Annotated in this window: 20 protein-coding genes and 1 tRNA gene; 14 read left to right on the top strand and 7 right to left on the bottom strand. The window is 58.8% G+C overall.

Annotation, left to right across the window (positions count from 1 at the left end):
* The 3 genes from ACHZCJ_RS06265 (at position 1) to ACHZCJ_RS06255 (ending at position 2,188) form a co-directional block, all read left to right on the top strand.
* Entirely contained in the window at positions 1-792 is a 792-nt protein-coding gene (locus ACHZCJ_RS06265) for an SDR family oxidoreductase (RefSeq protein WP_159640721.1), read from the top strand.
* Positions 793-860: 68 nt separating this feature from the next.
* Positions 861-1,391 carry a hypothetical protein gene (locus ACHZCJ_RS06260; RefSeq protein WP_321324807.1) on the top strand — a complete coding sequence of 177 codons (531 nt, stop codon included), beginning with the start codon at positions 861-863 and terminating at the stop codon, positions 1,389-1,391.
* A 110-nt stretch (positions 1,392-1,501) separates the two neighbouring features.
* Positions 1,502-2,188 carry a DUF4197 domain-containing protein gene (locus ACHZCJ_RS06255; RefSeq protein ID WP_321324806.1) on the top strand — a complete coding sequence of 229 codons (687 nt, stop codon included), beginning with the start codon at positions 1,502-1,504 and terminating at the stop codon, positions 2,186-2,188.
* Positions 2,189-2,316: 128 nt separating this feature from the next.
* On the opposite strand, the gene ACHZCJ_RS06250 is transcribed toward ACHZCJ_RS06255, so the two are convergent.
* Entirely contained in the window at positions 2,317-2,523 is a 207-nt protein-coding gene (locus ACHZCJ_RS06250; RefSeq protein ID WP_321324804.1) for a hypothetical protein, read from the bottom strand.
* A gap of 1,171 nt (positions 2,524-3,694) precedes the next feature.
* Here ACHZCJ_RS06250 and katG point away from each other — a divergent pair.
* Positions 3,695-5,932, top strand: a complete 2,238-nt coding sequence (katG, locus tag ACHZCJ_RS06245) for a catalase/peroxidase HPI (RefSeq protein ID WP_321324802.1) — start codon at positions 3,695-3,697, stop codon at positions 5,930-5,932.
* 114 nt (positions 5,933-6,046) lie between these two features.
* Here katG and ACHZCJ_RS06240 read toward each other — a convergent pair whose 3' ends face one another.
* The 3 genes from ACHZCJ_RS06240 to purU all read right to left on the bottom strand — a co-directional run bounded on the left by ACHZCJ_RS06240 (position 6,047) and on the right by purU (position 9,143).
* Entirely contained in the window at positions 6,047-6,874 is an 828-nt protein-coding gene (locus ACHZCJ_RS06240) for a MaoC family dehydratase N-terminal domain-containing protein (RefSeq protein WP_321324800.1), read from the bottom strand.
* Positions 6,874-8,022 (bottom strand): acyl-CoA dehydrogenase family protein, encoded by a 1,149-nt coding sequence (locus tag ACHZCJ_RS06235; protein ID WP_321324798.1) that lies wholly within the window; start codon positions 8,020-8,022, stop codon positions 6,874-6,876. The genes ACHZCJ_RS06240 and ACHZCJ_RS06235 overlap by 1 nt, the downstream gene beginning before the upstream one ends.
* 260 nt (positions 8,023-8,282) lie before the next feature.
* Positions 8,283-9,143 (bottom strand): formyltetrahydrofolate deformylase, encoded by an 861-nt coding sequence (gene purU, locus ACHZCJ_RS06230; RefSeq protein WP_321324795.1) that lies wholly within the window; start codon positions 9,141-9,143, stop codon positions 8,283-8,285.
* Between the two features lie 301 nt (positions 9,144-9,444).
* On the opposite strand from purU, the gene ACHZCJ_RS06225 reads away from it, so the two are divergent.
* From ACHZCJ_RS06225 to ACHZCJ_RS06200, 6 genes are all read left to right on the top strand, one after another.
* Entirely contained in the window at positions 9,445-10,554 is a 1,110-nt protein-coding gene (locus ACHZCJ_RS06225) for an S-(hydroxymethyl)glutathione dehydrogenase/class III alcohol dehydrogenase (RefSeq protein ID WP_321324793.1), read from the top strand.
* Positions 10,554-11,390 (top strand): S-formylglutathione hydrolase, encoded by an 837-nt coding sequence (gene fghA, locus ACHZCJ_RS06220; protein WP_321324790.1) that lies wholly within the window; start codon positions 10,554-10,556, stop codon positions 11,388-11,390. The genes ACHZCJ_RS06225 and fghA overlap by 1 nt, the downstream gene beginning before the upstream one ends.
* Before the next feature lie 46 nt (positions 11,391-11,436).
* Positions 11,437-12,588, top strand: coding sequence for a serine hydrolase domain-containing protein (locus tag ACHZCJ_RS06215; protein ID WP_321324788.1), 1,152 nt, complete (start codon positions 11,437-11,439; stop codon positions 12,586-12,588).
* Positions 12,589-12,663: 75 nt separating this feature from the next.
* Positions 12,664-13,824 (top strand): Xaa-Pro peptidase family protein, encoded by a 1,161-nt coding sequence (locus ACHZCJ_RS06210; protein ID WP_321324786.1) that lies wholly within the window; start codon positions 12,664-12,666, stop codon positions 13,822-13,824.
* Between the two features lie 74 nt (positions 13,825-13,898).
* Positions 13,899-14,345 (top strand): hypothetical protein, encoded by a 447-nt coding sequence (locus tag ACHZCJ_RS06205; RefSeq protein WP_321324784.1) that lies wholly within the window; start codon positions 13,899-13,901, stop codon positions 14,343-14,345.
* Positions 14,346-14,531: 186 nt separating this feature from the next.
* Positions 14,532-16,433, top strand: a complete 1,902-nt coding sequence (locus ACHZCJ_RS06200; protein ID WP_321324782.1) for an EAL domain-containing protein — start codon at positions 14,532-14,534, stop codon at positions 16,431-16,433.
* 415 nt (positions 16,434-16,848) lie between these two features.
* Here ACHZCJ_RS06200 and ACHZCJ_RS06195 read toward each other — a convergent pair whose 3' ends face one another.
* The gene (locus ACHZCJ_RS06195) at positions 16,849-17,628 is read right to left on the bottom strand and encodes an SDR family oxidoreductase (protein WP_159640756.1); all 780 of its coding nucleotides are present in this window, start codon (positions 17,626-17,628) and stop codon (positions 16,849-16,851) included.
* 453 nt (positions 17,629-18,081) lie between these two features.
* Positions 18,082-18,158, bottom strand: a tRNA-Pro gene (locus ACHZCJ_RS06190).
* A 200-nt stretch (positions 18,159-18,358) separates the two neighbouring features.
* Here ACHZCJ_RS06190 and yajC point away from each other — a divergent pair.
* From yajC to ACHZCJ_RS06170, 4 genes are read left to right on the top strand one after another with little or no spacing between them, the layout of a single operon-like run.
* The gene (gene yajC / locus ACHZCJ_RS06185) at positions 18,359-18,691 is read left to right on the top strand and encodes a preprotein translocase subunit YajC (RefSeq protein ID WP_159640759.1); all 333 of its coding nucleotides are present in this window, start codon (positions 18,359-18,361) and stop codon (positions 18,689-18,691) included.
* Positions 18,692-18,718: 27 nt separating this feature from the next.
* Positions 18,719-20,323 carry a protein translocase subunit SecD gene (gene secD, locus ACHZCJ_RS06180; RefSeq protein WP_321324779.1) on the top strand — a complete coding sequence of 535 codons (1,605 nt, stop codon included), beginning with the start codon at positions 18,719-18,721 and terminating at the stop codon, positions 20,321-20,323.
* A complete protein-coding gene (gene secF, locus ACHZCJ_RS06175) occupies positions 20,320-21,303 on the top strand; it encodes a protein translocase subunit SecF (protein ID WP_321324777.1) in 984 nt (327 codons plus the stop codon). Before secD ends, secF begins: the two co-directional genes overlap by 4 nt.
* A 3-nt stretch (positions 21,304-21,306) precedes the next feature.
* Complete coding sequence (locus ACHZCJ_RS06170; RefSeq protein WP_236553764.1) at positions 21,307-21,687, top strand: Mth938-like domain-containing protein; 381 nt, start codon at positions 21,307-21,309, stop codon at positions 21,685-21,687.
* On the opposite strand, the gene ACHZCJ_RS06165 is transcribed toward ACHZCJ_RS06170, so the two are convergent.
* The gene (locus ACHZCJ_RS06165) at positions 21,684-22,862 is read right to left on the bottom strand and encodes a glycosyltransferase (RefSeq protein WP_321324774.1); all 1,179 of its coding nucleotides are present in this window, start codon (positions 22,860-22,862) and stop codon (positions 21,684-21,686) included. The two genes, ACHZCJ_RS06170 and ACHZCJ_RS06165, sit on opposite strands and share 4 nt — an antisense overlap.
* Positions 22,863-22,885: the final 23 nt, after the last annotated feature.

Below are 22,885 nucleotides of genomic sequence, written 5' to 3'. Positions count from 1 at the left end.
ATGGATTTTAACAAACTCTTCTCGCTCGAAGGCCGCGTTGCCCTCGTTACCGGCGGACAGCGCGGTATTGGCGCAATGATTACCGAAGGCTTTCTGGCACAGGGCGCTAAAGTCTATATTTCCGGTCGCAAGGCGGATCAGGGCGAAGCGGCCGCCGCCGAATTCGGCGAAAATTGCACCTATATCCAGGGCGATATTTCGACCTATGAGGGCTGCAAGGCGCTGGCCGCAGAAATCGCTGCGCGCGAAGAAAAGCTGGACATATTGGTCAACAATGCCGGCGTCGCCTGGGGCGCGGAATATGTCGATTTCCCCGAATCCGGCTGGGACAAGGTCATGGACACCAATGTCAAAGGCCTGTTCTTCCTGACCCAGGCGCTGCACCCGCAGCTGAAGGCGGCGGCGAGTTTCGAGCGCCCGGCCAAGGTTATCAATATCGCATCGATTGACGGTATGAAGGTCAACCCCTGGGAGACCTATAGCTATCAGGCTTCGAAAGCGGCGGTCATCCATCTGACCCGCAAAATGGCTTCCAAGCTGGTGCAGGAAGATATCATCATGACCGGCATCGCACCCGGTGCCTTCGCCTCGACCATGAACAAGGCGGCCCGCGACCACGAAGACGCGGTCGAAAAAGGCATTCCGGCGAAGCGCATAGGACGACCCGAGGACATGGCTTCCGCCGCTGTCTATCTGGCGAGTGCCGCCGGTGACTATGTCATCGGGACCACCATCCCCGTTGATGGCGGCATCGTCAATGCCGCCAATCCCGGAGCGTCTATAGACGGCTGATCGGGCTTTCGCTTGACCGGATAACCTCCATACTGTATTGATCGACTAATACAGTATGGAGAAAGCCCGTGTCGATGAAATATCTGATCTTGGTGGCGGCCCTGCCGCTTGGTCTGACTGCCTGCAGCAAGGTTGAGGACGAATCATCTGACGGATCCTCGGTTTCGATCGACTTCAGCGACGAAAACAAGTCAGACAGCGAAAAAATCAACATCGGCGGCGACGGCGAAGACAGCAAATTGTCGATCAAGGCGGAAGGGTTCTCGATGGAGATCGACTTGCCGTCGATCACGCTGGACAGCGATAATTTCGACATGAATGATGTCGATCTTTATCCCGGCAGCAGCATCACCAGCTTCGATATAGAAGACAAGGACGAGCAAGGTGGCAAGGTCAGGATCGGTTTCAAATCCCCCATAGGAGCGGACGAACTGGCCGACTGGTATGAGAAGCAATTGACCGGCAATGATTTCAAGGTGGCACGAGAGGGAACCAGCCTGTCGGGGCAGACCGACGAAGGCGATCCGTTCGCGCTGGCGCTTACCGGATTGTCAGGCAAGGAGACCAAGGGCGTTCTGGAGTTTTCCGAACAGAAATAGGTCAGCGTACAACTGCGGATTTGCATGATTTTACCCGATCGTCCTGATTGTTCAGGGGCCGGCCACCGGAATATGCTATGATCGCCTGAGTGAAAACAGGAGACATGGTCATGCGTCACGGAAAAACTTCGGCAAAAATAATCGCCGCGCTTGCGCTGGCGGCAGCGCCGCTGGCAATCGCTTCCTTTACGGCCACACCGGCTATGGCGCAGTCCATCGGCGTGAAAAGCCTATTGGCCGATGCGTCGGACAGCGCGCTCGACAAACTGTCGCAGCCGGGCGCTTTCTATGCCGACAAGGCGGTGCGGGTGCTGTTGCCCGGTCCGCTGGAAAAGGCAACGAGCATCCTGCGCTTCACCAGCAAGGCGGGGCTGACCAAGGACATTACCAAGACGCTCAACGAGGCGGCCGGTCGGGCGGCTCTCGAAGCCAAACCGCTGTTCCGTTCGGCGATCGACAATCTCACGTTGCAGGACGGAGTCGGGATTGTAACAGGGGGCAATGAGGCTGGCTCGGACTATTTGCGACGCACGTCCGGCGAAGAGCTGGCGGTAAAGGTCCGTCCGCTGGTCGAAAAAGCGCTGACGGAGCTTGGCGCGTACCAGCAGGTTGAAAAGCTCGGATCGATCTCGTCGCTGGCCAGACTTGGCGGGGCTGATATTTCGCGCGATGGTCTCACCGATAGCGTCACCGACCAGGCAATGGATGGCATATTCACCTATATCGGCAATGAGGAAGCCAAGTTCCGCAGCGATCCGCTCGACAAGGGCAAGACTTTGCTCAAGGGTATTTTTTAAGGAAATCAGGTAGTTGTCTGGTATTTTGCGACAATGCAAGCCGGTTAGTCAGTTGCAAAACGCGCAACTGAAATTACTCCATTTTCAATTGAAACCTAATGGCCATGCGACCATTTGCAGCCTGTAAGTTACGCAGGAAAAGAGATGTTTGATAGGCGTTTGTAATAAGGAGAAAATCCATGAAAACGCTTTTCAATATTGTCGCCGCCCTCTCCGTCAGCAGCATCGTGCTGTTCTCGACGGTTCAGGTCTGAGGCAAAAAAGTTACAATCCCGGCTGCCGCATCCTCCTCCCAAAAAGGCGTCGGGATTGGTCCAACGGTCCGGTCCTTTCACCACCCCCTCCCGAGTGAAAGGCCGGACCAGCGGACGATTTCTCCGCTGAACAGGCGAAAATCCCGCTTTCCACTTTTATCCACCATTCCGGCAGGAGTTTTCCACCACTGAATGCCTGTGCTGTGGATAACTTGTGATTATGCTCTAGGTGCGACTCGGCCTGGAGAGTCATATATAGGTCATCGGAAGGCAACCGGACGAACCAGCGATCAGTCAGCAATGACCCGCAGGACAGCCCGGAAACCGGAAGATGGTCGAGACGAGCAGTTTGTTTTTCGCAAGAAGAGGAAAATGATCTCTCGGTCGATGATCGGAGACAGTCCGAAAAGGGAAGGCGCAAGCCGGAACGGATCAGTCTGACGAGGATCATCAGGTGACTGGACCAATTGCGGGTCGGCAACTGAAGCGGATAAGCGCAAGCATATTCGTGGATAATCACTGACCATTAACGCACTGGACCGGAAACCGGACGCCAAACAAGCGGCGACCGGAATCGCAAGAGGAAGGTTGCCCCAACAGAGGCGCAGCGGGAGCTTATCTTCGGGTAAGCTCCCGTTTTTTATGGGCGGTTGCGGCTGTTCGATGAGCGGGGGAATCCCGCCCCGCCTTCTTGTCCCGTCAGATAACTCATCCGCTGTCTCCTTATCGTAGATCTGGATATGGCGGCGCAAATCGCCTGAATCGCAAGGAAAACGATCCGACAGGGTCATCTCGACATTGGCGAAAATTCTGTTCCGAGACGGCCTGATGAAGGGAAGGGCGAACGCATTCTCTGGACGGGCAAGGCAAAAAAGCCTTCGCTTTTCCTGTTGCCCGTGATGGCGATCACAGCGCTCATGAAAAGACTCGGTTAACAAGATCCTGCGGCATCGATCTGATGAACTATTTCACTCAATACGAAGCTGATGCCGTATCCCACCCTTTTAGGGTAAACAGGAGAAGTCCGGCGGTTTAGCGACCCGGCCGTCGGGCTTCTTTTGCTGTGCGCGAAAAGCACCGCGCCGCCCTATGCTTCGGATCCCTGCCGATGGTCGGGCAAATGGCCCGGGCCTCTCGCTTTGCGCATTTGATCGATATCCTCAATTACTCTCAGGAAATTTACCGGTTTCGCCATTTGTCCGGTTGGACGTAAAATTCCCGCGTCACGATGAGACAAAAACAGGAGAGAGAGATGTTCAAGTCACAGGTTTCACTTTTTGCCTTGCTCGCCGCGTCGATGACGCCGCTGGCCATCGCGAGCCCGGCACAGGCGCAAAAAACGGTCGTTCAGGATCCGCCGGGTGCCATGTCCAACAAGGACTGGTGGCCACAGAGTCTGGACCTCGCGGCGCTTCGCCAGCATGAGGCGCAATCCAATCCCTATGGACCGGACTTTGACTATGCGGCCGAGTTCGCCACGCTCGATCTCGCTTCGGTCAAGGAAGATATCCGCAAGGTCCTGACCACGTCTCAGGACTGGTGGCCGGCAGATTACGGCCATTATGGCCCGTTCTTCATCCGCATGGCCTGGCACAGCGCCGGTACCTATCGCGTCGGTGACGGGCGCGGCGGCTCGGATGGCGGCGAACAGCGTTTCGAGCCGCTGAACAGCTGGCCCGACAATGTCAGCCTCGACAAGGCGCGGCGTCTGGTCTGGCCGATCAAGCAGAAATATGGCCGGAAACTGTCCTGGGGCGACCTGATGGTGCTGACCGGCAATGTCTCGCTCGAGGATATGGGCTTCAAGACCATCGGTTTCGCCGGCGGCCGTGTCGACGCCTGGCAGCCCGATCTGGTGTTCTGGGGCCCCGAGGCGAAGATGCTGGAGGACAATCGTCGCGACGGCAAAGGCGATCTCAAAGGCTCGCTTGCCGCCACCCAGATGGGCCTGATCTACGTCAATCCGGAAGGGCCAAACGGCAATCATGATCCGATCTCGGCCGCTGCCGATATCCGGCGCGCATTCGGCAATATGGCGATGAATGACGAAGAAACGCTGGCGCTGATCGCCGGTGGCCACACGTTCGGCAAGGCACATGGCGCGCACAAGCCCGAGGAATGCATGGATGCGGAACCCTCTGCCGCCGGTATCGAAGCGCAGGGTCTCGGCTGGGCCAACAAATGCGGCAAGGGCAATGCCGAGGATACCATCACCAGCGGTCTCGAAGGCGCATGGTCGGCCAATCCGATCGCGTTTACCAACCAGTATCTCGACAATCTGTTCGGGTTCGAATGGGTCAAGGCCAAGAGCCCGGCCGGTGCCACGCAGTGGATCCCGAGCGATCCGAACGCCGCCAATATGGTTCCCGACGCGCATATTCCGGGCAAGACCCATGCGCCGATCATGTTCACGACCGATATCGCGATCAAGGAAGACCCCGGTTTCCGCAAGATCGCCGAGCATTGGCACCAGAACCCTGATGAATTCGCGGCGGCCTTCGCCCGCGCCTGGTTCAAGCTGACCCATCGCGATCTCGGGCCCTCGGCCCGCTATCTCGGTGCCGATGCGCCGAGCCAGAGCTTCGTCTGGCAGGATCCGTTGCCGGCGGCTGACTATGCGATGATCGGTGACGCGGATGTCGCGCAGCTGAAATCGAAAATTCTGGCCTCCGGTCTGACCACGCCCGAACTGGTGCGGACGGCCTGGGCCTCGGCCTCGACCTTCCGGGGCAGCGATATGCGCGGCGGGGCCAATGGTGCGCGGCTGCGGCTGGATCCGCAGCGCGGCTGGGCCGTCAACGACAAGGCGGAACTGACCAAGGTGCTGGGCAAGCTGGAAGCGATCCAGAAGGATTTCAACCGCAGCGCTTCGGGCGGCAAGCAGGTCTCGCTGGCTGACCTGATCGTTCTTGGCGGCAATGCTGCGGTCGAGCAGGCGGCCAGCAAGGCTGGCCACAAGGTCAGCCTGCCGTTCACGCCAGGCCGGGTCGATGCCACGCAGGCTCAGACCGATGCGGCGTCCTTCGCCTATCTCGAGCCCAAGGCCGACGGCTTTCGCAACTATTATGCGGACGGAGCGGATCTGGCGCCAGCGGCGGCTTTGGTCGACAAGGCCGACGCGCTCAATCTGACGGTACCGGAAATGACGGTGCTGGTCGGCGGGCTGCGGACGCTGAACGCCAACGCGGGCAAGTCGTCCCACGGCGTGTTCACCGATAGTCCCGGCCAGCTGAGCAACGACTTTTTCGTCAATCTGCTCGACATGAAGACCAAATGGTCGAAGTCGGGCAAAAATCCCGGATTGTACGAGGGCCGCGACCGCGAGACGGGCGAACTGACCTGGACCGCGACCCCGGTGGATCTGATTTTCGGATCCAATTCGGAATTGCGGGCGGTTTCGGAAGTATACGCTTCCGATGATGCCGACCAGCAATTTGTCGAAGATTTCGCTGCGGCCTGGACCAAGGTGATGAACGCCGACCGGTTCTAGATCGCTTTCAATGCTGACAAGCCCGGTGGCCGCGTGACCCGCAGCCGCCGGGCTTTTCTTTTTGGTGCGATCATGTTTCGACAGGCTCAGCGCGAACGGAATATGATGTGACGTCTATATCCGGGCCTGCGCGCTCATGACCTCTTTGCCGTCATGGCCAATCACGGCGAGAGTCATAGTCTCGCCTTCCGGTTTGCCGACGAGATAGATCGCGGCATTGGCAAAAGCGGGCGCCTGTCCCCGGAAGGAAAAGCTGGAGAGCCTGTTTGCGCCCAGTTCGCTTGCGGCGAAATTGAGCAACAATGTCGCCATCAGCGGACCTTGCACGACCAGCCCGGGATAGCCTTCGTCCTGCATCGCATAGGGGCGATCATAATGGATGCGGTGGCTGTTGAAGGTCAGGGCGGAATAGCGGAACAGCAGCGGCTCGGTTGGCAGGATTGTCTGCTGCCAGGCCCAGCCGCTGAGGTCTGGCGTTTCGTTGCTGGGCAAACTGGCCGGTGCTGCGGTCGTAGCTGGCTCGCGATAGACGATATTCTGTCGCTCCCTGATCGCCACAACGTCGCCAACGCGGGTTTCATGATCGACAGCGACGAACACCAGATCGCCCGACTTGCCCGATTTCTCGTCTATGCTGGCCACGGTCGACACGCGCGTGATTTCGTCGCCCCGTTGCAGAGGGTGGTCGAACGAGACGCTGCTTGAAGCCCACATCCGGCGGGGTAGGGGAATGGGCGGGAGAAAACCACCCTTTGCGGGATGACCATCTTCTGCCAGTTCCGCAGTCGGCGTATCGGGCAGGCAAAGGCACCAGTGCAATCCCTGTGGAATGTCGTCCGTAACCGGCTGGTCAATGGTCGCGCAGAATCGTTGAAGAAGTCCCGGCGTGATCACATCATGGCGCGTCTCGCTCTTGCCGATCCAGTCTGCCCAGTCGGCCATCAATAGCTCCTCGGCAAACCCAGCACATGTTCGGCGACATAGGAGAGGATCATATTGGTGCTGATCGGGGCAACCTGATAGAGCCTTGTCTCGCGGAACTTGCGCTCGACATCATATTCGGCGGCAAAGCCGAAACCGCCGTGCGTCTGGACGCAGGCCTCTCCCGCAGCCCAGCTGGCATCGGCGGCGAGCATCTTGGCCATATTGGCTTCCTCACCGCAATTTTCGCCCGCTTCATATTTGCGCAGGCCCTCGTGGACCAGCAGTTCGGCCGCGCGCATCTGCGCATAGGCGCGGGCGATCGGGAATTGCACGCCCTGGTTCTGGCCAATCGGGCGGCCGAACAGGACCCGCTCCTTGGCATAAGCCGTCGCCTTTTCGATAAACCATTTGGCATCGCCGATACATTCCGCCGCGATCAGCAGCCGCTCGGCGTTCATGCCGGAGAGGATATAGCGAAAACCATTGCCCTCCTCGCCGATCAGATTGGCAGCGGGCACGCGCATATTGTCGAAGAACAATTCGGTGGTGCTGTGGTTCATCATCGTGTCGATCGGCCGGATCGTCAGGCCGTTGCCCAGCGCCGCGTTCATGTCGACGAGAAAGACCGACAGGCCATCGGTGCGCTTGGCGACCTGGTCGCGCGGTGTGGTGCGCGCCAGCAATAGCATCAGGTCGCTATGCTCGGCGCGACTGGTCCACAGCTTCTGCCCGTTGATGACATAATCATCGCCGTCCCGCTTGGCGGTGGTCTTCAGGGCCAGCGTATCGGTGCCGCTGGTCGGCTCGGTCACGCCGAAGGCCTGCAGCCGCAATTCACCAGTGGCGATCTTTGGCAGATATTGAGACTTTTGTTCGTCCGATCCATGCCGCAACATTGTGCCCATGATATACATTTGCGCGTGCACGGCGCCGCCATTGCAACCCTGCGCCTGGATTTCCTCGAGGATTGCTGCGGCTGCCGAAATCGGCAATCCGGCGCCGCCAAATTCTTCGGGGATCAGGGCGGCCAGATAGCCGGCCTCGCCGAGAGCAGCGACAAAATCGCTCGGATATTCGCGCGCCTTGTCCCGTGCGCGCCAATATTCGCCGGAAAACTTCTGGCAAAGCTTGGCGACTTCGTCCCTTATGTCACTATAATCCTGCATGCATTTCTATCCTTAGTTCTCGTCCCCCATGGCAACCCTGCTTTGCTTCGGCAGCGCCTGCAAAAGACAGCGGCACCGGACAGCGTTCTGGCTGCGGTCTTGCGTTATGATTGAAACGAACTTGGCTGGGGAATCAACTGCCAATCATGGCATGGTCGAATCCGTCATCGCGGCCTAACCATTGTCTGCAAGCTTGGCGCATTACCGCCCGCTTCCATCCTACTGCCATGTCATGCGGCGAGTCACAGCAGTGACGATGCTCAGTTTTTGAACACCACAGTCTTGTGACCGTTCAGGAATACCCGGTCGGCCAGATGGTAATGCACCGCTTGCGAGAGGACCCGGCGTTCGATGTCGCGTCCTTTGCTCACCAGCTGTTCGGGCGTATCGGCATGGCTTATCGCTTCTACATCCTGGTGGATGATCGGCCCTTCATCGAGATCTGCGGTTACGTAATGGGCAGTGGCGCCGATCATTTTGACGCCGCGGGCATGGGCCTGATGATAAGGCTTGGCACCCTTGAACCCGGGCAGGAAACTGTGGTGGATATTGATGCAGCGTCCGGAGAGAAAGCCGGCAAGATCATCGGAGAGAATCTGCATATAGCGCGCCAGGACAACCAGTTCCGCTCCGCTGTCGATGACCAGTTGCTTGATCTGCGCTTCTTGTTCCAGCTTGGTGTCTTTCGTGACCGGGAGATGATAGAAGGGTACATCCTCGATCAGCGAAATTTTCAGCGCGTCGCGCGGATGATTGCAGACAATGCCTACAATCTCCATCGGCAATTCCCCGATCCGGTACCGGTAGAGCAGGTCGATCAGGCAATGGTCGAATTTGGACACCATCACGATGACTTTGGTCCGTACCATGCTGTTCCGCAGTTTCCACTCTACCTGTTTTTCCGCGGCAAACGCCTGCATCGCGTTGGAGATGGCGCCGAGCGCCGGACCTTCGGCCAGGTCAAAGACAACGCGCATGAAGAAATGGGCGGTCTCGCTATCATTGAACTGTTGCGAATCGACTATATTGCCGCCGTTGTCGGCCAGTATCTTGGCGACACTCGCCACGAGACCGGGCTGGTCCGGGCAGGATAAAGTCAAAATCTGTTTTTCGGTCGACATAGCGTTTCTTTCAATCCCGGGGCTGGGCGGGGTACATGCGATTTATGGCTGGGTGTTGCCAGACATTTATTGAAAAAGGATGGTAACTGCCTCTAGCCAGCCGTGGTGCGTCCGGACAACGGTAAAAATGCCAATGACCAATCGGTGATTTCCTTCTGGCAAAGGGCCAGAAATAGCGCCCCTCCGATCCAGAAGCTTTATCTGTCCAGCAATTGCCAGTTGCCGGGAGCTTTGTCTTGCGAACAGCCACGGGTGGGGACTACAATTGTGATCAACAGGTCGATAATGAGGAAATGAATATATGAAAACCCGCGCAGCCGTAGCCTTTGAAGCCAAAAAGCGACTCGAGATCGTCGAGCTTGATCTGGAGGGTCCGAAGGCGGGCGAAGTGCTGGTCGAGATCATGGCAACGGGCATTTGTCACACCGATGCCTATACGCTCGACGGACTGGACAGCGAGGGAAAATTCCCCAGCGTGCTCGGCCATGAAGGCGCCGGTATCGTCCGCGAAGTCGGTGCTGGCGTTACCTCGGTCGCGCCCGACGATCACGTGATCCCGCTCTACACGCCGGAATGCCGCCAGTGCAAAAGCTGCCTGTCGGGAAAGACCAACCTGTGCACCGCGATCCGCGCAACCCAGGGGCAGGGCCTGATGCCGGACGGCACCAGCCGCATGTCCTACAAGGGCGAAGCGATCTATCACTATATGGGCTGCTCGACCTTCTCCAACTTCATCGTCGTGCCGGAAATCGCGGTTGCGAAAATCCGCACCGACGCGCCTTTCAACACCAGCTGCTACATCGGTTGCGGCGTCACCACCGGTGTCGGCGCGGTGACCAATACGGCCAAGGTGGAGCCGGGCTCCAATGTCATCGTCTTCGGTCTCGGCGGTATCGGCCTCAACGTGCTGCAGGGCGCGCGGATGGTCGGCGCGGACAAGATTATCGGCGTCGACATCAACGACGACCGCGAGGAATGGGGCAAGAAATTCGGCATGACCCATTTCGTCAACCCGACCAAGATCAAGGGCGACATCGTCGAACATCTGGTGACGCTGACCGACGGCGGTGCGGACTATACGTTCGACTGCACCGGCAATACCGACGTGATGCGTCAGGCGCTGGAAGCCTGCCACCGCGGCTGGGGCGAAAGCATCATCATCGGCGTCGCGGAAGCCGGCAAGGAAATCTCCACCCGGCCGTTCCAGCTGGTCACCGGACGGGTCTGGAAAGGCACGGCCTTTGGCGGCGCGCGGGGCCGGACCGACGTTCCGAAAATCGTCGACTGGTATGTGAACGGCAAGATCGAAATCGATCCGATGATCACCCACACGCTGTCGCTGGAAGAGATCAACAAGGGCTTCGACCTGATGCACGCCGGCGAAAGCATCCGCAGCGTGGTGGTCTTTTGATGGAGACCGTTTCCACCAACAGAAGTTTCGCCGGAACGCAGGGGGTTTACACCCATGCGTCCGCCGAAACGGGCACGGAGATGACCTTCGCGGTCTATGTTCCCGATCATGAACAAGGCGCGAAACTGCCGGTTGTCTGGTATTTGTCCGGCCTGACCTGCACCCACGCCAATGTCATGGAAAAGGGCGAATATCGCCGGGCGGCCAGCGAACTGGGCCTGATCATCGTCGCGCCGGACACGTCGCCGCGCGGCGAAGACGTGCCCGATGACGAGGCCTATGACATGGGGCAGGGCGCTGGCTTCTACGTCGACGCCACCGAAGAGCCATGGGCGAAACATTTCCGGATGCGCAGCTATATCGAGACGGAATTGCCTGCCTTGATCGCCAAGGAATTTCCGGTCGACATGGAGCGCCAGGCCATATTCGGGCACAGCATGGGCGGTCATGGCGCGTTGACCATCGCGCTGCGCAATCCGGATCGTTACAAAAGCGTGTCCGCTTTCTCGCCGATTGTTTCGCCGCTAAACTGCCCCTGGGGTGAAAAAGCGCTGGGCGGCTATCTGGGCAGCGATCAACAGACATGGCGCGAATATGACGCCTGCGCCCTGATCGAAGATGGTGCGCGCGTTGCCGACATCCTGGTCGATCAGGGAACGAGCGACAATTTCCTAGCGGAACAGCTGAAGCCGCAACTCTTGGCGGAAGCCTGCGACAAAGCGGGCATAAAGCTCAGCCTGAATATGCGCGAAGGCTATGACCACAGCTATTATTTCATCTCCACCTTTATGGAAGGCCATCTGCGCTGGCACGCCGAACGGCTGGGTGCCCGATAGCCGCAGCCTTCCAACATAAAAATATTCTCACAAAAGGATGATTGAATTGCAGCAGCTGGAATTACAAAAAACCCTGGATCAGGCGCTGGCCGACCAGCAGGTGGCTGGCGCGGTTGCCATGATTGGCAATGCCGATACGGTGCTTGCATCGGCCGAAGCGGGTTTTTCTGACCCCGCTACCGGCAAGCCGATGGCGCTGGATGGTATCTTCCAGATCGCGTCGATGACCAAGGCGATCACATCGGTGGCTGCGATGCAACTGGTCGAACGCGGCCTGCTGTCTCTCGACGATCCCATCGGCCCGGTTCTGCCCGAACTGGCCAATCCCGATGTGCTGACCGGCTTTGACGGGGACGGCAAGGCGATAGTGGAACCCGCGAAAACCGCGATCACGCTCCGGCATCTGCTCACCCATACATCCGGTATGGGCTATGCGTTCACCAGAGCGGATATGGCGAAAGCGCAGGGCAAGGTCGCTCCCGCCAGCATCGCCAGTATTACGACGCCGCTGATGTTCGAACCGGGAACCGACTGGCTCTACGGCGTGAGTACCGACTGGGTCGGTCGCGCGGTCGAGGCCGCCAGCGGCCAGACGCTCGGCGCCTATATGGAGGAGCATATTTTCGCGCCCCTGGCGATGCAGGACACAGGCTTTGCCGTCGCGCCGGACAAGATCGAGCGCCGGGTACCGCTGCTCTCCCGCCAGGCCGGTGGTCTGGTTCCCTTTCCCCTCGAAATCGGTGGCGGTGATGCGGCGGAATATCAGTCCGGCGGCGGCGGGCTCTATTCGACGGCGGCGGACTATATGCGTTTCATGCGGATGATCCTGAACCGTGGCTCGCTCGACGGTGCCCGGATTATCAGCGCCGAGACCGTGGCGGCCATGTCGCAAAACCAGATTGGCCAGATGAAAGCCGGACAGATGGAGAGCGTGGTGCCGTTGCTCGCCAATTCCTTCGACGCTTTCCCCGACATGCATTGCGGGTGGGGCCTCGGCTTTCTGATCAACCCGGAAGAGGGGCCGAATGGCCGTGCGGCCGGGAGCCTGACCTGGGCCGGGCTGACCAACTGCTATTACTGGATCGATCCCGCGAGCAATATCGCAGGCCTGGTGCTGATGCAGTTTCTCCCGTTTGCGGACCCGGACGCCTTGCGTGTTCTGGCGGCAGTGGAATCGGCGGCTTATCAGCGGACATAATATCTTCCGCTTTGGTTTGATGGTCGGTCAATTCCGCTATAGTGGAGGCGGCCCGCCCCATTTGGAGATTTGACCATGACCACAGCATCGCGACCGCCATCGATCGGCAATGCCGAACGCAAGCAGCGGCTGGACACTCTGCGCCAGACCATGTCCGCAAACGGCCTTGATGCGATCCTGATCACCCCGGGCAGCAACATGCGCTATTTCTTCGCCGAGGCCTTCTATGAAAGCGAACGCTTTGTCGGGATATTGCTCACGGCGGACCGCACTATCTTCATCTGCCCGAAATTCGAGGAATCCGCGATCCGCGCCAAATTTCCGATGGCTTCGGACATGGCCTTCTGGGAGGAGCATGAATGCCCTTTCGCGCTGATCGCGTCCCTATTGGCGGAAACGGGATACCAGCAATGCGCGCTCGATCCGGAATGTTCCTACGGCCACGCCGCGCGCCTGTTCGATGCGCTGGTGCAGCTGGAAAGGCCGGTCCTCTGTGGCTCTGCAGCTGATGTCATCGCGCCGCTGCGCGCGATAAAATCACAGGCCGAGATCGACCTGATGATCCATGCGATGCAGCTCACGCTGTCGGTGCATCAAAAGATTTTTGAATGGATCAGACCGGGCATGAAGGCGAGCGAAGTGATCGCCGAAATCGACCGTCTGCACCGCGCTGGCGGCGCCGATGGCGGCAACAGCTTTTGCGCGGTCCAGTTCGGCGAAGCGACCTCCCACCCGCACGGCGTCCCGGGCGACCCGGCGCTGCAGGAGGGCGAGCTGATCCTGATCGACACCGGCTGCACGATTCACGGCTATAATAGCGACATCACCCGCACCTATGCCCTGTCGAAACTGGACAGCGAGATCGAACGGCTCTGGCACGTGGAGAAAGAGGCGCAGCAGGCCGCCTTCGACCGCGCCGCCATCGGCACGCCCTGCGAAGACGTCGACAAGGCCGCCCGCGATATGCTGGTCAGCCATGGCCTCGGCCCCGACTATGACCTGCCGGGGCTTCCCCACCGCACCGGCCACGGCATCGGGCTGGACATCCACGAAGGCCCCTATCTGGTGAAGGGCGACCAGACTCCGCTGGCGGCGGGCATGTGCTTTTCCAACGAACCGATGATCGTTGTGCCCGGGCAATATGGCATACGGCTGGAAGACCATTTCTATATGACGCCGTCCGGGCCGCAATGGTTTACCCGGCCGCAAGCGGATGTTTATCGGCCGTTCGGCTAGGGTGACAGGTTCGCGACCGGCCTTGCGATGCGGGAGCGACAGTGTCGTCTATCAACATGGAGGGATGATCGCAGATGCGCTATTTTCTGGATACGGAGTTCAACGGCTTTTGCGGTGACCTCATTTCCATTGCCCTGGTCCCCGAAGAGAAAGGTCGGGCTGCCTTCTATGCGGCAGTCGAATGTACCAACCCGACCCAATGGGTTGTCGAACATGTCATCCCGGTTCTGGATATAGAACCGGTGCCGCGTGACCGTGTCTCGGACCTGTTCGCGGACTATCTGGGCGATGATCCCGAACCGGTCCTGGTCGCAGACTGGCCTGAAGATATTTCCCACGCGGCGCGGCTGCTGGTCATCGGCCCGGGCCTGATGAAACCGGTGCGCAACATTCGGTTTCTATTGGTTGATGCCGAACTTGTCAGCTCCGGCGAAACCAGCGCGGTGCCGCACAATGCCCTGGAGGATGCGGTGCGGCTGCGCGCCGACGTGCTCGCCTATGAAGAACGACGGGCGATCTAGCTTTCCGGAATCCGCCGGCGGATATCTGCCACCCAGTGGCGTGTAAAGGCAGCTCCATCTTAATCCGCCGGCTCTCCTGCCGTAAACGTCCCTGTGAAGGCCCGTTTCGGAAATATTTCATCTTCTGTTTACTCGGGTCAGGTAAATCTGAACGAAATTTGGCTCGAGCGAAAAGGATATTGCGGGTTGCTGCTGTTCCAAAACAAGATTCTCGAGATGATAGCTACGGGCGTCTCGCTGGATGTAACGGTGGAGCGGTTGTGTCTGGAACTCGAGCTTCTATTGCCAGGCGTGGCATGTTCCGTCTTGCGGGTAGAGGATAACGGAACGCTCTATCCGCTAGCCGCACCCAGCCTGCCGGAAAAGCTGTCGAAAGAGATCGACGGCTTGATGATCGGCCCGAATGTCGGTTCCTGTGGCAGCGCAGCCTATCTGGGCGAAGCGGTGGTGGTAACCGATATTGACAATGATCCCCGGTGGGCAGCGTTTCGGGAACATGTTCTGCCACACGGTTTCAAGGCTTGCTGGTCGGTGCCGATCTTCAACGCCGAAGGCGTGGTATTCGGGACTTTTGCATTATATTTCAGGCAAAGGCGGATGCCGCGCGCCCGCGAGAAACAGCTGGTCAGCGCCAGCATCCACCTTTGCGCCATCGCGCTCGAAGGGCATTATCGGGTGCTGGAGCGGGAACGGCGAGCGTCGATTGACGCACTTACCCAGTTGCCAAACAGATCGGGATTTGACGCGGCACTGAGCCGCCTGTCCTGTGAGAAACCGGGTAGCTGGGCTTTGCTGGTGGTCGATGTCGATAATCTCAAGATGATCAATGATACGTTCGGCCATCAGGCCGGCGACGAGTTGCTGCAAAGAGTCGCAGAGCGGATCCGCACCAGTGTCCTGCCCGATCACGCATTCCGGCTGGGCGGCGACGAATTTGCCGTCATTCTGCAGGAAGCCGGGGCGGTCGCTGACCTTAGCGGAACTGCTTCGCACATTCTCGATGCGGTAGGTGTTGTTACCAGCTGCAGTGGACATATGATCCAGCCGCGAGCGACAATCGGCGGCGCGGCGCTTTCTCCCGGCGACCAGGATGCGGAAACAGTGCACCGCCACGCCGATTTCGCACTCTATCATGCCAAGGAAACGGGGCGGGGCGGCTTTGTCCGCTACTGGCCCGGTATCGGTACGGCGATCAAGCGAAGGATCGAGGTAATCCAGGATGTCGATGTCGCGCTGGATGAAGGGCGGATCGAGGCCTATTATCAGCCGGTAGTCCGGATCGACACCGGCGAGATCGTCGGTATGGAAGCGCTTTGCCGGCTACGCAGGCCCGGCGGCAATATCGTTTCCGCGGGGTCTTTTCATCAGGCAACAACGGATGTCGACGTCGCCGCCAAGCTGACCGAGGGCATGCTGGCGCTGGTAGCTGCCGATGTCCGTACATGGCTGGAATGCGGGATTCCCTTCCAGCATGTCGGGATCAATATCTCTTCAGCCGATTTCCATAGCGGCACGCTTTACGAACGCATCAAGACGGCTTTCGGTCGTGAGAATGTGCCATTGAAACATGTCGTGCTGGAAGTGACAGAATCGGTCTATCTCGGACAGAATGAACCGGTTGTCGCGCAGGAGATCAAGGCGCTGCGCGCCCATGGTCTGCGTATAGCACTGGATGATTTCGGCACCGGCTTCGCCTCGCTCACGCATTTGCTGACGGTGCCGGTCGATATCATCAAGATCGACAGGTCCTTTGTCAGTCAGTTGCGCTTGGCGGACAGGGGAATGGCGATCATCGAAGGGCTGCTCAATATTGCGCGAAAGCTTGACATAAAGGTGATCGCAGAAGGGATCGAGACCGAAGGCCAGGCCGAACTTCTGCAGGAAATCGGCTGCGCACTGGGGCAGGGCTATCTATATTCTGCCGCCGTTCCGCGCGAAAGCGCGACCGCATTGCTGCTGGAACATGCACAGCAGATCGCGGGGGCGAAACCAGCGCCGATATTTGGCATGCCAAAACGCACCGTCGCTGGGCAGGATAGGGAGGATCATTCGCTCAAGGTGAAGAAGGGGCTGAGGGCCGTTTCCTGAGACAGTCGCGGACATTAGAAGCCGGCTGCTGAACAGCCTGAATTGCAACGATATTCCTTGAATCGCTCTCGGAACCGACATTGCGTCTGAATCCCTGACCTGTTTCACGCTGCAATATTCTACGCTTGTGCAATCGGCCTATACGCCTTTCCCACAATCCGGGCATAGCTGCATGGAGTGCGTCGTCCGCTTCCTTGGCTGCTTTACCGGCGCCGGCTCTTGGATGGGGCCCTTCGAGAATTGAGCCCGGTTTCAAGCAGGCGAGCATTCACTATCACCACAAAACCGAAAAAGATTTCCGGAAGGCGGCCGTGGGAGAGCTCAGGCACCGGGGTGACGCCGCGCACAAAGCCGTAACGCACATCGCGAAAGGCAAGGTCGAAGGAAAGATTGTCGTCCGGATGTCGTGACCGATTCAGAAGGTGCTGTTGAATGCGCCGCCATCAAGCAGAATATTCTGGCCGACGACAAAACCGGCATGCTGCGAACATAGCCAGGCGCAGGCTGCTCCGAATTCCTCCGACGTGCCATAGCGACCGGCGGGGATGTCCCGGAAACGGTCCTGACGGATGTCATCCAGGCCCTTGTTCTGTGCCTGAGCCGCCATGTTGTCGAGCGAGATTGTACGGTCCGTCGCGTGCAGGCCCGGCAACAGGTTGTTGATGGTTACGCCAGAACCGGCCACCTGGCGCGCCGTGCCGGCGACATAGCCGGTGAGACCCGCACGGGCCGAGTTGGAAAGGCCGAGAATCGGAATCGGCGATTTCACACTGACGCTGGTGATATTGACCACTCTGCCCCAGCCCTTGTCGATCATCGCGGGCAACAGAGCCTTGATCAGCGCGATGGGCGCGAGCATATTCGCGTCCAGGGCTGCAATAAAGTCCTCACGGTTCCAGTCGCTCCACATGCCGGGCGGGGGGCCGCCGGCATTGTTCACCAGAATATCGACGCCTTGGGCGGCTGACAGTAACGTCTGCTGCCCTGCCTCGGTTGTAACGTCCGCGGCTATAGCCTCCACCTCGACGCCATAAGTCTCGCGAATGGCTTGCGCGGTTTCCCCGAGCACGTCCGCGCTCCGGGCATTGATGATCAGGTCAACGCCTTCAGTCGCCAGAGCCTCTGCACAGCCGCGGCCCAATCCTTTTGACGATGCACAAACGAGGGCGCGTTTGCCCTTTATTCCCATATCCATATTATAATCTCCAGCTTTGCAAGCCCATGCCGATCAAGCCGTATCCTCTTAGCTTTCCCGCGATTCTCGCTTCAGAATTTTGCCGCTAGCATTTTTTACCAGGCTTTCGGCGAAAATATCTATTTCGCGGGGGCTTATAGCCTGCGAGATTTTTCCTGCAATAAATGTGGATATCTTCGAGCCGGACCGATGTGCCATCGTTCAATATAATTCCCGCTGAAACAGCCTCGGTCCAATTTTCATGAGCTACACCAAGACCAGCAGGTTGGGTCCCGCCGACAAACAATCGCGGCCGATCGCCCGAGCCTGGGCAGCAACGCATGTGTCTGGAAAATGCGCACATCAAAATGCGCAGGTAGGGACCCAATGGGGGATTCTGGTTTCTCAACCGCATGTTGGAATGTCCTCAAAGTCGAGGAAGACCGTGGTTATTGGTTGGGAGAAATGTTTAATTGGTCGGGACGAGAGGATTCGAACCTCCGACCCCCACACCCCCAGTGTGATGCGCTACCAGGCTGCGCTACGTCCCGACCGAGGCTGCGCATATATGGAGGTCGGCGGTGCTTGGCAAGTCGTTTGCGTCATGCGTGCCACCTTTCCGGATTACAGATTTCGTTGCACCTGTGACAAGCCCGTGATAGGCGCGCGCAACATCTGGGGCGGCTGTTCCGGGACTTGAAACAAGAACCCGGGCATCACACATGAACATTGCAACAACCGGGACGAATTCATGACATCAATCACTATATTATCTGCAGCAGCTGGCGCCGGCGGGGCCGGAGGATTTCTGATATCGATCATGCCGCTGGTGCTTATTTTTGCGGTTTTCTATTTTCTGCTCATTCGTCCGCAGCAGAAGAAGATGAAAGAGCATCAGGAAAAGGTTGGTTCGGTCAAGAAGAATGACGAAGTCGTGACCGGCGGCGGACTGGTCGGCAAAGCGGTCAAGGTTGACGATGAATATGTTGAAGTCGAAATTGCCAATGGCGTCCGCGTCAAGGCGATCAAGGCCACTCTGACGGATGTTATGCCACGCGGCGGCGCCAAACCTGCGAACGACTGATCGCGGTGATATAGAAAGTTAGTTTCGATGCTCGATTTCCCGCGCTGGAAAGTCATTTCCATTTCCCTGTTGCTGGCCTTTGGCGTGCTGATGTCCATTCCCAGCCTGCTGGGTGAAAATGGCCGGCAATATTGGCCGAGCTTTCTGCCGAATGAAACGATCAACCTGGGACTGGATCTTCAGGGCGGCAGCCATATTCTGCTGGAAGCGGACCCGGCCGATGTCGCGACCGCGAGGCTTGAAACGATGGAAGAATCGGTGCGCGCGGAAATGCGCCGCGCCGAGCCGCGGATCGGTATCGGCGATATTTCCCGGCGCGATGGCGTGTTGAGCTTCATGGTGCGCGACAGCACCCAGGTCGATGCCGCGCGCGACGCGATTGTTCCGCTTACCACCGGTGCCGGTCTGACCGGCCAGCGCGACTGGGATATCGAGGTGCGCGACGACACTCGCTTTGTCCTGACGCCGACCGCTGCGGGTCTGGAAAGCGCCGTCGAGAATGCGATGGAAACGGCAACCGACGTGATCCGCCGCCGGATCGATGAAATGGGTACGCGCGAGCCGACGATCATTCGCCAGGGTGATAACCGGATCGTGGTGCAGGTACCGGGTCTCGATGATCCCGAAGCGCTGAAAGCCTTGCTCGGACAGACGGCAAAGCTGGAATTCAAACTGGTCGATTTCGAGGCCGATCCCAATATGGTCGCCGCCGGCCGCGCGCCCGTTGGCAGCCAGATTTTCCCCTATCCCGATAATCCATCCGGATTGCCCAATATCGCAGTCAAGCGTCTCGGCGGGATCAGTGGCGACAAGCTCACCGATGCGGGGCAGGGCTTTGACCAGCAGACCAACGCGCCGGTGGTCAATATCACCTTCGACAGCGAGGGCGGCGCCAAATTTGCCCGGCTGACGCAGAATAATGTTGGCCGCCCCTTTGCCATCATTCTGGACGGACAGGTGCTGTCCGCCCCCAATATCAATGAACCGATCCTTGGCGGTTCGGCCCAGATTTCAGGCAATTTTTCAGTCGAGAGTGCAAACCAGCTGGCGATTGCACTGCGCTCCGGTGCGCTGCCGGTCGAGCTGAAGATCGTCGAGGAGCGCACCGTCGGTCCCGACCTCGGCAAGGATTCGATCGACAAGGGCACGATTGCCGCGATTATCGGTACGGTCGCTGTGCTGACCTTCATGGTGGTCACCTATGGCCGCTTTGGCATGTATGCCAATATCGCGCTGGCATTGAACCTGTTCATCATCATCGGCGTTATGGCGATGTTCAACGCGACGTTGACGCTGCCGGGTATTGCCGGCTTCGTGCTGACCGTCGGTTCGGCGGTGGACGCGAATGTGCTGATCAATGAACGAATACGCGAAGAGCGAAAACGGGGCAGGCGTGTCATCCAGGCGATTGAAGTCGGCTACAAGGAAGCCTCGCGGGCCATTCTGGACGCTAACGTGACCAACGTCATTGCCGGTGTGCTGCTGTTCATGTTCGGCTCCGGACCGGTGAAAGGCTTTGCGGTTGTGCTGATGATCGGCATCATCTCGTCCGTATTCACTGCCGTGGTGGTCACCCGCATGTTCGTGGCGCTCTGGGCCAGAAGAGCCCGGCCGCAGGAGTTGGTCATATGAAATTGCTGAAACTCGTACCTGACGACACCAATTTCAGGTTTCTGAAATGGCGCAATATCGCGATGGCGTTCAGCATTTTGACGATCATCGCCTCGATTGGCCTGGTCGCGGCCAAGGGCCTCAACTTTGGCGTCGACTTTATCGGCGGCCAGATGATCCAGGCAACCTTTACCGAGACCGAAACGGCACCGATCACCGAATTGCGGGAAAACGTCGGCGCGCTTGGCTATGGCGAAGCGACGATCCAGCGCTTTGGCGATGCCAATGAAGTGTCGATCCGCATGCGTCTGCCCGCTGAAGCCGAATCGCGCCCGGAAGCGGCCAATGAAATGACCGAAAAGATCGTTGCTGCGATCAAGGCGGATCATCCCGATGTCCGCATCGATGGTGTCGAGTCCGTGTCCGGCAAGGTGTCGTCGGAACTGTTTGAAACCGGGGCCTATTCCCTGCTTTTCGCGATTATCGCAATTTCCATCTATATCTGGATCCGGTTCGAATGGCAGTTCGGTGTCGGTGCGCTCTTTGCACTGGTGCACGATGTCGCGCTCACCTTCGGTCTGTTCGCGCTGACGCAGATGGAGTTCAACCTCAATATCGTTGCCGCGCTGCTGACAATCATCGGCTATTCGCTCAACGACACGATCGTGGTGTTCGACCGTATCCGCGAGAATCTGAAGAAATATCGCAAGATGGACATCATCGGCCTGCTTGACCTGTCGGTGAACGAAACCTTGGCCCGGACCGTGATGACCAGCTTGACCATGCTGATCGCGCTGGGTGCCCTGATCCTGTCGGGTCCGGATGTGATCTTCGGCTTTTCCGTGGCGATGTTCTTCGGCGTGTTCGTCGGCACATACAGCTCGATCTATATGGCAGCCCCGATCCTGATCTGGCTCAAGGTTGGCCCGGATACATTTGTCCCGGCCGAGCAGGATAATCCGGCAGCGGAAAAAGTGCGCGGTCCGGAACAGATTGGCTGATCCTTGGTAGAGCTGCGCAAGGATGTCGAGTTTGCCGGCCCGATCATCACTGGCTTTACGGCCAGTGGTTTCAAGAGCGGTGACCGGCGGTTTGAACAGGGCCTGCTGATCTCGCCCGAACAGGTCATTGGCTGGGAAGGATCGGCGCTCGATAGCCTCAATCTCGCAGAGATATTGTCCAGTCTCAACCTGTCGCCGCGACCGGAATTCCTGTTGCTGGGCAGTGGCCCTGCCATGCTGCAACCGCCGGCTGCGTTCCGGCGGGAAGTGGAAGCCGCCGGCATGGGGCTGGAGGTCATGGACAGCCGCGCTGCGGCGCGGACCTGGGGCGTATTGCGGGCCGAGGAACGCTGGATCATCGGCGCGCTTCTTCCGCTCGCCTAGGTCCTGCCCGCCGCCTGACCCAGGATTTCCAGCAATTGATCGCCGTTATTCTGCCAGCTGAACCGGCTGACCGACGAACGGACGATGTCCTGCGCCGGCGGAGCGGCGAGAACGGCCCTGGCGGCCGCTACAATGGCCTCGACACTCTGGTCGACGATCCGGCCGGATTCCGGGCTGGTCACCAGTTCACGCGCGCCGCCGGCTTCACTGATGATAACAGGCGTACCGCAGGCCAGTGCCTCAACCCAGGCATTGGCGAGCCCTTCGGACTTTGACACCAGAATAGCGATATCGGCAGCGGCGGTCAGTTGTGGCAGCTGTTCGTGCGGCACGCTGCCGAGAAAACGGACGCGGCCGGTGACGCCGAGCTGATCGGCAAGGGCGCGGTAATTTTGTTCTTCTTCGCCTGCTCCGGCGAGCAGCAGCTCTGCATCGGGAATATGACGCAGGGCGCGGATTACCAGATCCTGGCTCTTGCGCTTGATCAGAGCGCCGGTGGAGATGAACAGTGGCCCGTTAACACCAAGCTGCCGCTTCGCAGCAACCCTGTCGACCGGTACAAACTTGTCCTGATCCAGTCCGGTGTAATGGACAGAAATCTTGCCTCCAGCCATTCCAAGGGCGAGCATATCCTGCTTCAGTGCCCCGGATACCGCCAGCAAGGCGCTGGCCTTTTCCGCTGCCTGCAATAGCTGAACGCGGCATTTCGGATCGCTTCCCCAGTGGTGGATATCCGCGCCGCGCGCCTTGATTGTGAAGGGAATGCCGAGCGCCTGGGCAATGCGCATGGCCGCTGGTCCGTCGGGATAGAAAAACTCGGCGTCAACGATGTCAAACGGGGTTTTTTCGTGCAGCTTTTTTACCAGCGGCAGGACTGCCTTGGTGATACGGCCCGGATTATAGCGGCCGCCTATCTTCGGAATCAGCCGGAAGCGGGGGCGATGCACGTCGAGTCCGCGCCACATTTCATGATCCGGCAATTTTTCCAGCGACCGATATTGGGCAAGCCTGTTCAGCGGCCATGGCGGTATCCCGACCGGATTGACAACCGTCACGCTGGCTTCCGGTCGGCGCGCCAGTTCTGCCGTCTGCCGTTCGACAAATATTCCGAAATTCGGTGCTGCCGCGTTCGGGAATAATGTCGACAGGGTCAGAATGCGGAGCGGTTCGGTCATGGCAAATATTCTCGCACCCGGTT

The organism is uncultured Parasphingorhabdus sp. (genome assembly GCF_963677535.2).
Lineage (GTDB): Bacteria > Pseudomonadota > Alphaproteobacteria > Sphingomonadales > Sphingomonadaceae > Parasphingorhabdus.
Note: the sequence above shows the minus strand (reverse complement) of the source record. Positions and strands in the feature narration are given on the sequence as shown.

Coding starts and splice junctions, on each gene's coding strand:
- fghA (WP_321324790.1), top strand. CDS start 10,554: ATGGAGACCGTTTCCACCAACAGAAGTTTCGCCGGAACGCAGGGGGTT.
- secD (WP_321324779.1), top strand. CDS start 18,719: ATGCTCGATTTCCCGCGCTGGAAAGTCATTTCCATTTCCCTGTTGCTG.
- ACHZCJ_RS06265 (WP_159640721.1), top strand. CDS start 1: ATGGATTTTAACAAACTCTTCTCGCTCGAAGGCCGCGTTGCCCTCGTT.
- ACHZCJ_RS06225 (WP_321324793.1), top strand. CDS start 9,445: ATGAAAACCCGCGCAGCCGTAGCCTTTGAAGCCAAAAAGCGACTCGAG.
- yajC (WP_159640759.1), top strand. CDS start 18,359: ATGACATCAATCACTATATTATCTGCAGCAGCTGGCGCCGGCGGGGCC.
- ACHZCJ_RS06165 (WP_321324774.1), bottom strand. CDS start 22,862: ATGACCGAACCGCTCCGCATTCTGACCCTGTCGACATTATTCCCGAAC.
- katG (WP_321324802.1), top strand. CDS start 3,695: ATGTTCAAGTCACAGGTTTCACTTTTTGCCTTGCTCGCCGCGTCGATG.
- purU (WP_321324795.1), bottom strand. CDS start 9,143: ATGTCGACCGAAAAACAGATTTTGACTTTATCCTGCCCGGACCAGCCC.
- ACHZCJ_RS06195 (WP_159640756.1), bottom strand. CDS start 17,628: ATGGATATGGGAATAAAGGGCAAACGCGCCCTCGTTTGTGCATCGTCA.
- ACHZCJ_RS06240 (WP_321324800.1), bottom strand. CDS start 6,874: ATGGCCGACTGGGCAGACTGGATCGGCAAGAGCGAGACGCGCCATGAT.
- ACHZCJ_RS06205 (WP_321324784.1), top strand. CDS start 13,899: ATGCGCTATTTTCTGGATACGGAGTTCAACGGCTTTTGCGGTGACCTC.
- ACHZCJ_RS06255 (WP_321324806.1), top strand. CDS start 1,502: ATGCGTCACGGAAAAACTTCGGCAAAAATAATCGCCGCGCTTGCGCTG.
- secF (WP_321324777.1), top strand. CDS start 20,320: ATGAAATTGCTGAAACTCGTACCTGACGACACCAATTTCAGGTTTCTG.
- ACHZCJ_RS06210 (WP_321324786.1), top strand. CDS start 12,664: ATGACCACAGCATCGCGACCGCCATCGATCGGCAATGCCGAACGCAAG.
- ACHZCJ_RS06235 (WP_321324798.1), bottom strand. CDS start 8,022: ATGCAGGATTATAGTGACATAAGGGACGAAGTCGCCAAGCTTTGCCAG.